15 protein-coding genes are annotated in these 13,251 nt (G+C 62.3%); 11 read left to right on the top strand and 4 right to left on the bottom strand.

What is annotated here, in order from left to right; all coding sequences use genetic code 11:
• Positions 1 to 17 precede the first annotated feature (17 nt).
• The 11 genes from AKL28_RS19925 to AKL28_RS19875 all read left to right on the top strand — a co-directional run bounded on the left by AKL28_RS19925 (position 18) and on the right by AKL28_RS19875 (position 7,854).
• Positions 18 to 632 (top strand): recombinase family protein, encoded by a 615-nt coding sequence (locus tag AKL28_RS19925; RefSeq protein ID WP_034303465.1) that lies wholly within the window; start codon positions 18 to 20, stop codon positions 630 to 632.
• A gap of 65 nt (positions 633 to 697) precedes the next feature.
• Entirely contained in the window at positions 698 to 1,366 is a 669-nt protein-coding gene (locus AKL28_RS19920) for an ArsR/SmtB family transcription factor (protein WP_034303463.1), read from the top strand.
• A 47-nt stretch (positions 1,367 to 1,413) separates the two neighbouring features.
• The gene (locus AKL28_RS19915) at positions 1,414 to 1,755 is read left to right on the top strand and encodes a DsrE/DsrF/TusD sulfur relay family protein (RefSeq protein ID WP_034303482.1); all 342 of its coding nucleotides are present in this window, start codon (positions 1,414 to 1,416) and stop codon (positions 1,753 to 1,755) included.
• 14 nt (positions 1,756 to 1,769) lie between these two features.
• Complete coding sequence (locus AKL28_RS19910; RefSeq protein ID WP_034303461.1) at positions 1,770 to 2,507, top strand: MBL fold metallo-hydrolase; 738 nt, start codon at positions 1,770 to 1,772, stop codon at positions 2,505 to 2,507.
• A gap of 3 nt (positions 2,508 to 2,510) precedes the next feature.
• Positions 2,511 to 3,755 carry an MFS transporter gene (locus tag AKL28_RS19905; protein ID WP_034303459.1) on the top strand — a complete coding sequence of 415 codons (1,245 nt, stop codon included), beginning with the start codon at positions 2,511 to 2,513 and terminating at the stop codon, positions 3,753 to 3,755.
• A 21-nt stretch (positions 3,756 to 3,776) separates the two neighbouring features.
• Positions 3,777 to 4,361 (top strand): class I SAM-dependent methyltransferase, encoded by a 585-nt coding sequence (locus AKL28_RS19900; RefSeq protein ID WP_034303457.1) that lies wholly within the window; start codon positions 3,777 to 3,779, stop codon positions 4,359 to 4,361.
• A gap of 70 nt (positions 4,362 to 4,431) precedes the next feature.
• Positions 4,432 to 4,920 (top strand): hypothetical protein, encoded by a 489-nt coding sequence (locus AKL28_RS19895; RefSeq protein ID WP_034303455.1) that lies wholly within the window; start codon positions 4,432 to 4,434, stop codon positions 4,918 to 4,920.
• The gene (gene chrA, locus AKL28_RS19890) at positions 4,917 to 6,149 is read left to right on the top strand and encodes a chromate efflux transporter (RefSeq protein WP_050470027.1); all 1,233 of its coding nucleotides are present in this window, start codon (positions 4,917 to 4,919) and stop codon (positions 6,147 to 6,149) included. Before AKL28_RS19895 ends, chrA begins: the two co-directional genes overlap by 4 nt.
• A 22-nt stretch (positions 6,150 to 6,171) precedes the next feature.
• Positions 6,172 to 6,774: a phosphatase PAP2 family protein gene (locus AKL28_RS19885; RefSeq protein WP_034303451.1), complete on the top strand. Its 603-nt coding sequence runs from the start codon at positions 6,172 to 6,174 to the stop codon at positions 6,772 to 6,774.
• Positions 6,775 to 6,798: 24 nt separating this feature from the next.
• Positions 6,799 to 7,104, top strand: coding sequence for a PadR family transcriptional regulator (locus AKL28_RS19880; RefSeq protein ID WP_034303449.1), 306 nt, complete (start codon positions 6,799 to 6,801; stop codon positions 7,102 to 7,104).
• A gap of 183 nt (positions 7,105 to 7,287) precedes the next feature.
• Complete coding sequence (locus AKL28_RS19875; RefSeq protein WP_034303447.1) at positions 7,288 to 7,854, top strand: recombinase family protein; 567 nt, start codon at positions 7,288 to 7,290, stop codon at positions 7,852 to 7,854.
• Here the strand turns inward: AKL28_RS19875 and AKL28_RS19870 are convergent.
• Genes AKL28_RS19870 through AKL28_RS19855 form a run of 4 tightly spaced genes read right to left on the bottom strand, consistent with a single transcriptional unit; the run spans position 7,851 to position 12,275 of the window.
• Positions 7,851 to 8,069 (bottom strand): hypothetical protein, encoded by a 219-nt coding sequence (locus AKL28_RS19870; protein ID WP_034303445.1) that lies wholly within the window; start codon positions 8,067 to 8,069, stop codon positions 7,851 to 7,853. The genes AKL28_RS19875 and AKL28_RS19870 overlap by 4 nt on opposite strands.
• On the bottom strand, positions 8,066 to 8,554 hold the full coding sequence (locus tag AKL28_RS19865; RefSeq protein WP_050470024.1) for a hypothetical protein: 489 nt from the start codon (positions 8,552 to 8,554) through the stop codon (positions 8,066 to 8,068). The genes AKL28_RS19870 and AKL28_RS19865 overlap by 4 nt, the downstream gene beginning before the upstream one ends.
• Positions 8,555 to 8,597: 43 nt before the next feature.
• A complete protein-coding gene (locus AKL28_RS19860) occupies positions 8,598 to 10,442 on the bottom strand; it encodes a site-specific integrase (RefSeq protein WP_050470022.1) in 1,845 nt (614 codons plus the stop codon).
• A 3-nt stretch (positions 10,443 to 10,445) separates the two neighbouring features.
• Positions 10,446 to 12,275, bottom strand: a complete 1,830-nt coding sequence (locus AKL28_RS19855; protein ID WP_034303443.1) for a DUF4209 domain-containing protein — start codon at positions 12,273 to 12,275, stop codon at positions 10,446 to 10,448.
• Between the last annotated feature and the right edge of the window lie 976 nt (positions 12,276 to 13,251).

Here is a 13,251-nt window from a genome sequence, read left to right as displayed (position 1 = left end):
TATGTGACAGGTGAAACATGCAAATCGGCTACATGCGAGTGTCGAAGGCGGATGGCTCCCAGACAACCGACTTACAGCGTGACGCGCTGATTGCTGCTGGCATCGATCCGGCCCATTTCTACGAGGACCAGGCGTCCGGCAAACGCGAGGATCGCCCCGGCTTGGCGAACTGCCTGAAGGCGCTACGGTCAGGTGACACCTTGGTCGTGTGGAAGTTGGACCGCCTCGGGCGCGACCTACGTCACCTGATCAACACGGTGCATGACCTGACTGGGCGAGGTATCGGTCTGAAGGTGCTGACCGGCCACGGCGCGGCCATCGACACTACGACGGCAGCCGGCAAGCTGGTTTTTGGCATCTTCGCTGCGCTGGCTGAGTTCGAGCGCGAGTTGATCGCCGAGCGCACCATAGCGGGTTTGGCCTCGGCGCGGGCGCGAGGCCGGAAGGGTGGCCGGCCATTCAAGATGACCGCAGCAAAGTTGCGGCTGGCGATGGCGGCGATGGGGCAACCCGAAACCAAGGTCGGTGATCTGTGTGGAGAGCTTGGTATCACACGGCAGACTTTGTACAGGCACATCTCACCCAAGGGCGAACTACGCTCCGATGGGGAAAAGCTTCTCGCCAAGCAATAAGCATCTTGATAATGCGCTACCGCGCACCGCTTGACTTACATTCCAATACTCATTAGAGTGTTTGTATGAATAAGCGATCGTTGAAAGACCTGCTCTACGAGCAAGTCGCCCGAATCGGCAAGTCCCTTGCCAGTCCGAAACGACTGGAGCTGGTCGAGTTGTTGGCACAAGGCGAGAAGAGCGTCGAGACCCTAGCCGCTCAGGCCGGCATTGACATGCGTCTTACCAGTGCTCATCTCAAGACGCTGCGGGAGGCGCGACTGGTAGAGACCCGGCGTGACGGCAAATACATCTACTACCGGCTGAGCGGTCAGGACGTATCGCAGTTGTGGGTCACGCTGCGGGAAACCGCCGAGGAGCACCTGGTCGAGTTGCGCGTGGCCTTGGAGCAGATGACAGCCCAGCCGGACACGCTGGTTTCGGAAAGCCGGGAGAGCCTGCTTGAGAAGGCGAGGTACGGGGAAATCGTCGTGATCGACGTGCGCCCGGCCAGCGAGTTCAATGCCGGCCATCTGCCCTTCGCCCGCTCGTTGCCGCTGGATGAACTGGAAAAGCGCCTGGCCGATCTGCCGGCAGATCGCGCGATCGTCGCCTATTGCCGTGGGCCGTTCTGTCTCATGTCCGACGAGGCAGTGCAACTGCTTCGCGCTCGTGGCTTCGCCGCCACAAAGATCAGTGACGGCGTGAGTGAATGGGCCGCCGGTGGCTTGCCCATTGAAACCTCGACTGAGTGAGCTACGGAGCGAACCAAACATCGACCTACACGACCCCAGAGATCGCCATGCAAACCTTGTTCATCCTCAATGATGCCCCTTACGGGAGCGAACGCAGCTACAACGCGCTGCGACTCGCCAAAGCCCTGGCCAAGCGTGAAGGCCAGACAGTTCGCCTCTTCCTGATGGGGGACGCCGTAGCCTGCGCCAAGACCGGTCAGAAGGTTCCCGAGGGCTACTACAACGCGGGCGACATGCTGCGCATGGTTGGCGGTGAAGTGGGGCTGTGTGGAACATGCCTCGATGCCCGTGGAATCAAAGCGGATGAACTCATAGAGGGAACTCGCCGCAGTACTTTGAGCGAGTTGGCGGCCTGGACGGCCGAGGCCGACAAGGTTCTTGTGTTCTGACGGGGAGAGTGACGATGTTTTTCAAGCAACTTGCGACCAAGGGATCATCCCTGTCGTACTTTTTCGGGTGCGGTGGATTGGGTAAGGCGGTCGCCGTGGATGTAGTGGCGGGTGACGAGGAGTGGTTCATCGAGGCCGCCCGCGAGGCAAAGGTTGAAATCACACATGTCATCGACACCCATGTGCACGCCGATCACTACTCCGGTGGCCACGAGTTGGCGCAGCGGGTCCATGCCCCGTATTGCCTGCACGAATCCAACGTCGGCCGGGTAAAGCACGGCTTTCTGCCTTTGCAGGATGGCCAGGTGCTCGACATCGGCAACGTCAAGATCAAGGTGTTGCATACACCAGGGCATACACCGGACAGCCTGTGCCTGTTGGTGACGGACAAGCGGCGCGGCGAAGCGCCATGGTTCGTCCTGACTGGCGACACGCTGTTTGTCGGTGCCGTTGGGCGCCCCGATCTGGCCGGCCAAGAGCGAGAGATGGCCGGTACGATCTATGACAGCCTGCACATCAAGCTGCTGCCGTTGCCCGACGAAATTGAAATCTATCCAGGGCATCAGGCCGGCAGTGCCTGCGGAGTTGGGCTGTCGGGCAAGCCTACTTCGACCCTCGGTTTCGAGAAACGCTGGAACCCGGCGCTCACGATGACACGGGCGGCCTTCATCGAGCATCTGACGCAGGAGATTCCGCCACGTCCGGCCGAGATGGACGCCATGGTGCGATTCAACCTCGGTCTGGAGAGCTGAGTCATGCACACGCCTGCCATTCGCCTCGGATTGCGCGAGAACCTGGGCCAGTTCTCGCTGCTCGTACTGGTGAATGCCTTTGTTGGGGCGATGGTAGGACTTGAGCGCAGCATCCTGCCGGCCATCGCCGAGCATGAGTTTCACGTCGCAGCGCGGGCGGCAATCCTCTCCTTCATCGTCGTCTTCGGCATTACCAAGGCGCTGACCAATTATTTCGCCGGGCGGCTGTCCGACCGCTACGGCCGCAAGCATGTCCTGGTCGCCGGATGGCTCGTTGCCGTGCCGGTGCCATTCGTGCTGATGTGGGCACCCGATTGGAACTGGATCGTCGCCGGCAACATCTTGCTAGGCGTTAGCCAGGGCCTCACATGGTCCACCACGGTCATCATGAAGATCGATCTGGTTGGTCCCAAGCAGCGCGGCCTGGCGATGGGACTCAACGAGTTTTCCGGTTACTTTGCCGTGGCCGGCAGCGCCCTCGCCACCGGCTGGCTGGCTGCTCGCTATGGGCTTCGGCCGGAGCCGTTCTACCTGGGTGTCGTCTACGTCGCCTTCGGCTTGATGCTCTCGGTCATTGCGGTTCGTGAAACCCGGCACTATGTGGCTCACGAGGTTCGGACGCACCATGCGGTAGATGCGGGTGCGCTGCCCAGCCAAGGCGAAATCTTCCGCCGTGCCTCACTGACTGATCGCAATCTGTCCAGCGTCAGCCAGGCGGGGCTGGTCAATAACCTCAACGATGGCATGGCCTGGGGGCTATTCCCGTTGGTCTTCGCTGCCGCCGGCATGTCCCTGGCACAGATCGGCACGCTGGCTGCCATCTACCCGGCTGTTTGGGGGATGACGCAGATTTTCACGGGGGCGCTGTCCGACCGCATTGGACGCAAGCAGTTGATCGCCTGGGGGATGTGGACGCAGGCAGTGGGCATCGCGGTCACGGCATTGAGCAGCGGTTTTATGGGCTTTGGCTTGGGTGGCGTTTTCCTGGGGGTCGGCACCGCGATGGTCTATCCGACGTTGCTGGCAGCCATCGGTGACGTGGCACATCCTGCTTGGCGGGCCTCGGCCGTGGGCGTATACCGGCTCTGGCGAGACCTTGGATACGCGATCGGCGCACTCTTGGCCGGTGTCACCGCCGACCTATTCGGGTTGGCGGCAGCCGTATGGCTGATCGCGGGCCTTACCTTCCTATCCGGCGTGATCGTCGCCGTGCGGATGAGCGAAACCTTGGTCAGAGGAGCCGCATGAACATAACAGGGACGAGCAGCGATGAAAGGGCGTGAAAGCGGCATGCCCGATGAGGCATATTGGTCGTCGTTTTTTGATCCGGAAGCGGCGCTCGACCAATTGCTGCCGAGCGATGGCAAGGCCGGCGGCGTCATTGAGTTTGGCTGCGGTTACGGCACCTTCACGCTACCTGTCGCTCGCAGGGTGTCGGGCATCGTCACCGCGCTCGACATCGAGCCGGAGATGGTGGCGGCTGTCGCAAGGAAGGCGGAAACGGCCGGCCTGGATAACATCCATATTGCCCTCCGTGATTTTGTGGCCAAGGGTACTGGCGTGGAAAGTGGTTCCCAACGCCACGCCATGATCTTCAATCTGTTGCACCTTGAACAGCCCGTTGCCTTGTTGCGCGAGGCTTTGCGCGTGTTGGAAGATGGCGGCAGCCTGTCGGTGATCCATTGGCGAAGCGACATCCCGACGCCTCGCGGCCCTTCACTATCGATACGCCCCTCACCGGAACAGTGCCACGCCTGGATGGTGGAAGCCGGTTTTGTCTACGTCGATTCCGTTGATCTAAGGGGCTGCTGCCGCTATCACTTCGGATTGGTTGGCCAAGCGTTTAAGCGTTAAGTTTATTACTATCGAATTTCGATAGCGAAATACGATAAAATGGAGAGTCCTGCCCTTATTTGGAGTCTCCATGAAGCCCGTTCTTGCGGTAGCAGCTTGTGTCTTGGCGCTTCTGGTCTGTAGCGTTTCAATGGCCGCAGAGCCGGAAACATCAACCTCGCCAGTACAAGGCTATACACCGGGACTCGGCGAGTTCATGAGTGCCATTCAGTTGCGGCATGCCAAGCTGTGGTTCGCCGGGAAGGGCAAGAACTGGCAGCTTGCCGCCTACGAGCTGGACGAACTGAAAGAAGCCTTCGAGGATGCGGCCAAGTACCAGCCGGAATTCAAGGGCAAGCCCATCGCCAAGATCATCGAACCGATGACGGCCGAGCCAGTCGCGCAGCTCGAAAAGGCCATTGCGACCAAGGATTCCGTTCGCTTCGTGCGGGCCTATGACAGCCTTTCGCACGCATGCACGGCGTGCCATCAGGCCACCGATCACGGCTTCATTTCGATCCAACGCCCGACCTTCCCCCCGCTGACCAACCAGCGATTCAGCCTCGGTCGTCATCCATGACAGCATTTCGCAAATCAACCCAATCAGTTGCCGACGGTTGCGATCAGAAGGAAAGCGTGTGGGGCGTCTTTCTGGTGTTTCTGCGACTCGGCCTGACCTCGTTCGGAGGGCCAATTGCGCACCTCGGTTACTTCCGCGATGAATTCGTCAATCGACGCCGCTGGCTGAGCGAACGTAGCTATGCCGACTTGGTCGCCCTTTGCCAATTTCTGCCGGGGCCAGCCAGCAGTCAGGTCGGCATGGCCTTGGGCCTCTCCCGTCACGGCTACATCGGCGCGCTCGCCGCATGGGCCGGATTCAGTCTGCCTTCGGCTATCGCCCTGATCCTCTTCGCGCTCGGCCTTTCAAGCCACGCTACCGCAATCCCTCCGGGCGCGCTGCACGGCCTCAAGGTTGTAGCTGTCGCCGTGGTTGCACAGGCAGTTTGGGGGATGGCAAGAAACCTATGCACGGCCCCCCCTCGGGTCACGATCATGGCGGTTGCGGCCTGCATCGCCTTACTGGTTCCGTCTGCTCTTGGGCAGGTTGGCATCATCGCTGCGGCTGCCATCTCGGGGCTTCTCCTGTTCAATCCTGCTCCGTCCAAAGACCATGATCCACTGCCCGTCACTGTCAGCCACCGTGCCGGTGCGCTGTGGCTGACAGTGTTCTTCGGCCTACTGGTCGGTTTGCCCATGCTGGCCACGCTGCTGCCTTACCAAGCCATCGCAGACGTAAGCGCGTTCTTCAGGTCGGGTGCTCTAGTCTTCGGCGGCGGCCATGTCGTGCTGCCCTTGTTGCAAGCTGCTGTCGTGCCTCCCGGCTGGGTCAGTAATGATGCCTTCCTTGCCGGCTACGGTGCGGCGCAGGCCGTTCCCGGCCCGCTGTTCACGTTCGCCGCCTTCTTGGGGGCATCCATGAATGTCACCCCCTCCGGGTGGATCGGCGGCATGGTCTGCTTGCTGGCGATCTTCGCGCCGTCCTTCTTGCTGGTAACAGGTGCCTTGCCATTCTGGGAGCGGCTGCGCCGCAACGTGCGCACGCAAGCTGCACTGATGGGGGTCAATGCAGCAGTAGTCGGCCTTTTGTTGGCCGCGCTCTATCACCCGGTATGGACGAGCGCCATCCACGCGCCGCGAGACTTCGGCATTGCAGTCGTCGCCTTCGTCGCCCTGATGTTCTGGAAATTGCCGCCTTGGCTGGTGGTGGTGGGGTGCGGCTTGGCAGGCTGGCTGATGAGCTTCAATTAGAAATCTACGGATACGCGAAACGATGAACGAAATCGAAACACTTAGCCGAACCTGGTTCCTTCAAATCAACGGTAGCAATGACACACCGACATGGCTGGTACACATCGCTGTTGGCATTGCTGACGATCTGATCTACCTGATTCCGCTACTGCTGCTTGGCTTCTGGTTATGGGGAAGTCCCACCCGCCGCAGCATGGCGCTAAAGGCTTCTTTAGTCACACTGGTCAGCTTAGCCGCCAACCAAGCCATCTGTGCACTCTGGCCCCATCCGAGGCCGTTCATGATCGGGCTGGGGCACGCCTGGATGGTACACGTAGCCGACTCATCGTTCCCGAGCGATCACATGACCGTCTTTTGCGGCATTGGCCTGACGCTGTTCTTCGAGGGCGCTGTTGCTTGGGGGATTGTCACTCTGCTGGTCGGGCTGGGTGTCGCGTGGGCGCGCGTGTTCCTTGGCGTGCATTTCCCGCTCGACATGGTGGGCGCGCTCGTCGTTTCACTCGGCGTATATGCGGCGTTGACACCGTTCTGGAGCAGAGTTGGCCTACGCATCACTGGTTTGGTCGAGCAGCTTTACCGCACCATACTGGCACAAGCAATACGGGCAGGCTGGGTGCGAGGCTGAGACCTACAGCCAGGAAACGAAACGATGACGGACAAAGACCTCTATGGCGGATTGATCCGCCTGCACATCTTGCACCACGCGGCCGAGGAGCCAATCTTCGGTCTTGGCATCATCGAAGAGCTGCGTCATCACGGCTATGAGCTGAGCGCCGGGACGCTGTACCCAATGCTGCACGGCATGGAAAAAAAGGGCTATCTCACCTCGCACCACGAGCGCACAGGTCGGCGAGACCGACGGGTATATGAAATCACAGCCCAAGGGCGGGTCGCCTTGGCCGACGCAAAGACTAAGGTGCGAGAGCTTTTTGGAGAACTAATCGAGGGCAAATGACGGCATCACGATGTAGTGCAGATGAGTCCTGACATTTCGTGCATTCGTCTTCTGAAAACGACAACCTGATGTCAGAAGACCCAAGCGGAAGCCGTCAGGATAGGGTTGTTATCGCAATTACTTGACATATGCCTTGAAGGGTCATAGAGTCTTTACTGACATATATTGTTAAGGAGGCATGTTTTGCGAGGTCAACGCATAGGTTATGTTCGGGTCAGCAGTTTCGACCAGAATCCAGAGCGTCAGCTCGATCAGGTCCAGGTGGACAAGCTGTTCACCGACAAAGCCTCGGGCAAAGATACACAGCGGCCGCAGCTCGACGCCTTGCTGTCGTTCGCCCGTGAAGGCGACACGGTAGTCGTGCACAGCATGGACCGTCTGGCGCGCAACCTGGATGATCTGCGCCGGCTGGTCCAGACGTTGACCAAGCGCGGAATACGAATCGAATTCGTCAAGGAATGCCTGAGCTTCACCGGCGAAGACTCGCCGATGGCAAACCTGCTGCTGTCGGTCATGGGCGCGTTCGCGGAGTTCGAGCGGGCCTTGATCGGCGAGCGGCAGCGCGAAGGGATCGCATTGGCCAAGCAGCGCGGCGCCTACCGAGGCCGCAAGAAAGCGCTGGCGGACAACCAGGTTGTCGAGCTGCGCCGCCGTGCTGGGGCCGGCGAACAGAAATCAACGCTTGCGCGGGAGTTCGGCATCAGTCGGGAAACGCTGTATCAATACTTGAAGTTGGTTCCAAGTCCTTAACCCGGTTTTCCGTTCCACTGCACCTCAAACCCCCCGTACGCGAGACCCCGTTCGGTGAGGCGCAAAAAGTGCTTGATCTCGCCCGATCCGGACGAGGACGTGTATTCGACGTCTTCCACCAGGCCGGCCCATTGCATCATTTGCAGCACCGATGCCGCAGGCAGTGGGATGGCGCGGTGTTTGAGCGCGGCCGTCATGGAAACCGGATTGGTCATGCGGCCTCCAGCGTGGCGGTGTCCGTGGCATGGGCTACCGGCGGGGTGACCGTGAATCCATGGTGTTCGAGGACGGCCTTGCACACGCCGAGGAAGGCCGGGATGTCCAGGTCGTGCTTTGCGTCGTTGACGCGCCAGCCGCAGATTTTGAAGTCGGCTGGGCCCAGGCCGTCGCCCACGTGGTCGACCGTCGGGAGCCGTGCGAAGCCGTGCTTGTACGTGCGGCCACCTTCGGCCGACTCGACGTTGTCGTAGCGGCTCAGCAGAGACCAGTCGAGTGCCTCGCCGGTGTAGGCATCGCGCCCACCGCCCGCGGCGACAGCTGCGTGGATGGCCACGCGGTACGCCTCGCCAATGGCGCTGGCGTTGCCGCGCTTGCGGTCGCGCCGGACGTGGGCCTGCGCCTTGTGCTCGAGCCAGCGCTGGTATGCCGCCTGGTCGACTGTGCCGACGAGGAAGGCGGGAAGGGCGTATTTCTTCGACACGGTGGTCTCCGTTTATTTCTTAACGACATGATACGCGACACCGTCAAGGTTCGGGATCTTCCGGCTCCCCGTACAGCCTGGCCGCCTCCGCCGCCAGGCGCTTTTCGCGCGCCTTCACGTAGATCGCCGTCGTGGCCGAGTCCTCGTGCCCCAGGATCTCCTGCACGACATTGAGGGGCATGTCCTTGTCGACGGCGATCGAGCCGAACGTGTGGCGGAAGGCGTGCGGGCTGGTCGACGCCAACTGCTCGATGTCCTCGATCGTCACGCGCGCCGCTTCGCCGTCGGGATCGACGGCCTCAAGTTCCCTGCGCACCCTGACGAGCGCGGATTTGACCAGTGCGTAGATCGCGTTCGCGGTGTACCCGGGGCGCGCCATGCCACTCCCATGCCGGGCGGCGGCGGCCGGCGTGGCCGGCACCACCACGGGTGAGAACAGCGGCATGTCTTCGCCCGGGTCCATGAAGTCGAGGCCGAGGTCGCCCCAGTGCGCCTGCAGCGCGGCGACGGCGCGCGGGCTGACCGGCACCAGGCGCTTCTTGCTGCGCTTGCCCAGGGCCGTGAGCATCCAGACGCCTCTGGCATGTTGGCTCGGTCGCAGCGCCAGGCGCATCGCGCGCGCCGCTTCCTCACGCCGCAGGCCTGAGTCACCCATCAGCAGGATCGCCGCCAGCGCCACCCGATCCTGGACGTTCCCGTCGACCTGGCCGCGCCTGGTTAGCGTGCCCACGACGGCGCTCCAGCCCTCGAGCGACAAGGCGCGATCAACCTGGATATCGTTGACTTCCTGCACGACGATTGGATCCTTGACCGCCGTCCATGGGTTGCCTCCGAGGTAGCGCACCTTGACCCAATAGTCGAAGGCCGCGCGCAGTACTGTCAGCGCGAATTTTTGTGAAGCTGGCGTCAACGGCCTCGGTGGACGGGAACTGTCACGTTTCTTTGGTTCGCGGTCCTTTTTCTTCAGGACGAATGGCCGCCACAATTTGCTCGATCGCGGTGCCGGCGCGCCACAGAATGCTTCGGGCGGCGCCGCGAGGAAGCGCTTGTAGGCCTCGCACTCATTCACCAGCAACGAGGAAAGCGGCTTGCCGGCGACATGCACGGACCATAGGACGAAACGCTCCAGTTCCTTGCGGTAGGCGCGCTGGGTATGGGGCTGGCCCTCGAACCTGGCCAGGTAGCAGTCGACAGCCGCCAGGTCGTCGCGTGCCGAGATGAAGCAGAACGCCGGGGCACGGTTGATGCCGTCGTGCCCGTCGAGCCGCGCCGGCAGATAGAACTGGCCCAGCGGGACCAGCTCGGTCGATGTGGCGGGATCGAGCACGCGCAGCGCGCGCGCCGCCGCCACGTTGTGCGTGGCCGCCACGACTTCGCCCAGCTGCTCTTGGTGCTGGCGCAGCCAGCGCAGCACCACGGTGCTGCGGTGTACGCCGATCCGGGGGACGGAACGCCACCAGGCGGCGCCGCGCCGGTTGACCAGGTCGACGAGGTCGGCTAACGTCGCCACACCCTCGGCGCGCAGCGCCCTGACCGTGCGCGGGCGGAACCACTTTGCGAGCGCGTCCGCGGGAGAGGGCGGGGCGGGCCTGGCATCGGCCGCCTGAACCAGGATGTCGAGCATCTTGGGGGAGATGTGGCCGGTCTTGCGGGCGTGGGTCAGCGATTCGGCGAACGCCGGGTTGTTTTCGATCGCGCGTTCGACCAGTGCGTCACGCATCTCGACCAGATAGCGCTCCAGACCGTGCTCGAGCTGGGGGCTGTCCTCACTGTAGTAGAGGTCGCCGATACGGTCGATCGGCAGCTTCAGGCAGTAGGCGCGCAGGGCCGTGTAGTCGCTGCGCGTGTACTGCAGCGACGGCAGCAGGATGTCCGTGTTCTGCGCCACGTATCAGCCGGGCGCGCCCGGACCTGCGGCGGGATCGGGCGCTCTGGCGGGGTCGCCTTGGGATTCCGGCGCGCCGGCCGCCTCCATGGCGACCGCGAAGGTCTCCGTCACCAGCTGCAGCACCAGCCACCAGGCGTACAGCGCGAATGGAGAATCGCACAGCTCCTCGTCCGCCAGGCCGTGGGCGACATCGTTGCGCAGGTTCGATCCGGCCCGGTCGCACATGAGGGCGTGGATGGCCAGCGTCAGGCCGTCGCCGAATTCCTCGGCCATCTGCGGACGCTCGAGCAGGCTGGCCAGCGCCACTTCCATGTCCAGGCCGTCTTGGTCGTGCTGGGCGGTGAAGGCGCCGGCGCCGCGCAGGACGTGGCGCACGATGTGTTCGAACTGCGGCATCAGGATGTGCATGGCCTGCACCATGTCGCCGCAAAATCCGGCGTGCAGGCCCTGGCCGACGATCCTGGCGCGGTCGGACGGCACCACGGGCGAGCGCTCGGCCACGGCAAGGAAATCGCCCAAGCGGTAGTCGTGTTCGGCGCGCAGCTGGACGCGGGCGGGCATGATCTTGGCCAGCGCGGTCCTGGCCGCATGCTCGCGGAACGTCGCCCGCGTCAGCGCTTCAACCTGTGGCTCCCATCCCTGGCCAGGGCCGACGTGTTCGACCCGGCGGCCGTCGGCGGCCACCACCACGCCGTCGATCATTGAGCCGAGCGGCGTGGCCTTCAGCGTTGCCGCAGCGTCGGCGCCGAGGCGGGCGACATCGGGCGGACTGTCCAGGCCGCAGAACGCCAGCAGCGCCTCGAGCGCGGCGCGCCCCTTCACGTGGTCGACCGACGATTGGACAAGGTCGGTCACGTCCATGCTCGGACCGGGCAGCATAACCATTTCGCCCAGCAAGGCGTGCCCGGCGGTCTCGCGCCTGCGCCGGACATCCTCGATAGCCGCTTCCACGCCGAGCTGGACCCGGAAACGACCGGGAACCCGACGGTACGCCTCGATGGCCTTGGTCAGCCAGGTGTGCTGAACGATCGCGCCGTCGCCCTGTTCGGCCTGCAGCACGATGGCTTCGGCGGCCAACGACAGCGAGAGAGCCTGCCGCTCGCGGTCGCGCGCCCACTCGAACCATTCGGCAGCGGACTCGAAATGAGCCTGAGCGACAAAGGCGTGCGAAAGGACCATCCGCTGCCGGCCGATGTCTTCCAGCTGTTCCGCGACTTCCCGCGCGCGCCCGCCGCTTCGGCGCTCCGCGCGCAACGGGCGTAGGAAGTGCAGGGCCTGGTAGCCGTCGGCGTCGCTGGCGGCGGCGAAGAAGGCGTCCAGCAGCAGCGTTTCGATCGCTGCGATGTCCTCCGCGGCGCGGATCTGTTTGGCCAGCTGCAGGGCGCGGTGCCAGCCGGCCTGGCCCCCGCCGTGCCAGGTGTCGGCCGACACCGGTAGCTCACGGTAGGCCGCGATGGCCATCCGGGCGAACTGGTCGCCGCGGCGCTTTTCCTGCCGCCACACCAGGTCGGCCAAGCGGGCGCGCAGCGCGGCATGCTTGACGCTGCCGGCCACTTGGGCCAGCGCGTCGATGTCGGTGGCCGACAGGTGCCCGGGCGCCATGCTGCAGGTGCCGTCGCTCCATTGGACCATCGGACGGTACACCTCGGTCGGCTCCTCCGGCACCAGGCGCATCGAACATACGCCGGCAAGCAGCTCGAGGGCGCGCCGGGGCCCGTCCTCCACCGCGTCCTTCGCCGCCCAGAGCACATTGTTCAGGTCCTGGCAGTTGGCGTCCGGGTGCTTCGCCAGGATCTCGTCGACTTGTGCGGCCTCGAAGTCCGCCAGGGTCAAGGGTGGCGTGGGCGCGGCGTGTGTAACGGTTGGCGATTCGGTCATAGCGGAAATTGATCGGTTACAGGAGGTTTTTTGAACATGAGCACGCCCATGGCTGATCCTTGATTTAAGTTTCGCGCGCGAAAGTCAGTGAAACGCAATTGCTGGAAGCAGATGGCGTCGCGACCAGAACTCAAAGCCATCAGATTCCTTCGAAATTGGAAGAGTACGCAACAATTATAGTGTTTCACGCCGAAAACCACCATAAATGCTTGAGTGATAAATGGGATTATCACTCAAGGAAAAACCACCAGAGGATTCAGAAAAGGTTTTTCCGTATTCTGCAACTCTGTGAAACTCATGCGAAATTGTCCCGCAGCCGGTCGGGGAGGGTTTTGCGCCACGATGTGCTGTGTACATCGCCAGCACACAACCCGGTGCAACCACGCCAGCCGGCTTACGGCACACTGAAATCTTGGCATTGCCGGCGCGCTAGCCACGTCGTGACGCCAGAATTGACGAGCCGCCGAAGTGGCGCAAGCAGAGGATATTGAAAATATGGCAACGAAGAAGAACTGGAACGCCAAGGACGAAGTGACCTACTTGGCGGGTATACAGAAATACTGGATCGGGTATCTACTGAGCCTGTTCGGGAAGGCACTGCTCATACTCGTGGCTGGCCTGTGCACAGCAGCGTGCATAGCTACCTGGGCGCCCTTGGTCCTAAGCCGTGACTACACACAATAAAGTCGGTCGGGGTTCGTGATGCTAAGTGTTTGATGTTTAAAGGTAGCAAATGGCACGTAAAGTCGGTCGGGCACCAACCACCTTATGGATGACAGTAGCTACGCAACAATAAAGTCGGTCGGAGCGAGATCCAGTACTGAGGAGAAGTCGATCTTCAACAAAGGCATTCAATCAGGATCTATTTACCAGAGTGGTGTCTGAGGCGCAGTGGAACAGACGTCGGTTGAAGCAAAAGTGCCCGATTAGC

This window comes from Herbaspirillum chlorophenolicum, from assembly GCF_001189955.1.
Taxonomy (GTDB): Bacteria; Pseudomonadota; Gammaproteobacteria; order Burkholderiales; family Burkholderiaceae_D; genus Herbaspirillum; species Herbaspirillum chlorophenolicum.
The sequence above is the reverse complement of the archived record's forward strand: the minus strand, read 5'-3'. Positions and strand labels throughout refer to the sequence as shown.

Coding starts and splice junctions, on each gene's coding strand:
- AKL28_RS19925 (WP_034303465.1), top strand. CDS start 18: ATGCAAATCGGCTACATGCGAGTGTCGAAGGCGGATGGCTCCCAGACA.
- AKL28_RS19920 (WP_034303463.1), top strand. CDS start 698: ATGAATAAGCGATCGTTGAAAGACCTGCTCTACGAGCAAGTCGCCCGA.
- AKL28_RS19915 (WP_034303482.1), top strand. CDS start 1,414: ATGCAAACCTTGTTCATCCTCAATGATGCCCCTTACGGGAGCGAACGC.
- AKL28_RS19910 (WP_034303461.1), top strand. CDS start 1,770: ATGTTTTTCAAGCAACTTGCGACCAAGGGATCATCCCTGTCGTACTTT.
- AKL28_RS19905 (WP_034303459.1), top strand. CDS start 2,511: ATGCACACGCCTGCCATTCGCCTCGGATTGCGCGAGAACCTGGGCCAG.
- AKL28_RS19900 (WP_034303457.1), top strand. CDS start 3,777: ATGAAAGGGCGTGAAAGCGGCATGCCCGATGAGGCATATTGGTCGTCG.
- AKL28_RS19895 (WP_034303455.1), top strand. CDS start 4,432: ATGAAGCCCGTTCTTGCGGTAGCAGCTTGTGTCTTGGCGCTTCTGGTC.
- chrA (WP_050470027.1), top strand. CDS start 4,917: ATGACAGCATTTCGCAAATCAACCCAATCAGTTGCCGACGGTTGCGAT.
- AKL28_RS19885 (WP_034303451.1), top strand. CDS start 6,172: ATGAACGAAATCGAAACACTTAGCCGAACCTGGTTCCTTCAAATCAAC.
- AKL28_RS19880 (WP_034303449.1), top strand. CDS start 6,799: ATGACGGACAAAGACCTCTATGGCGGATTGATCCGCCTGCACATCTTG.
- AKL28_RS19870 (WP_034303445.1), bottom strand. CDS start 8,069: ATGACCAATCCGGTTTCCATGACGGCCGCGCTCAAACACCGCGCCATC.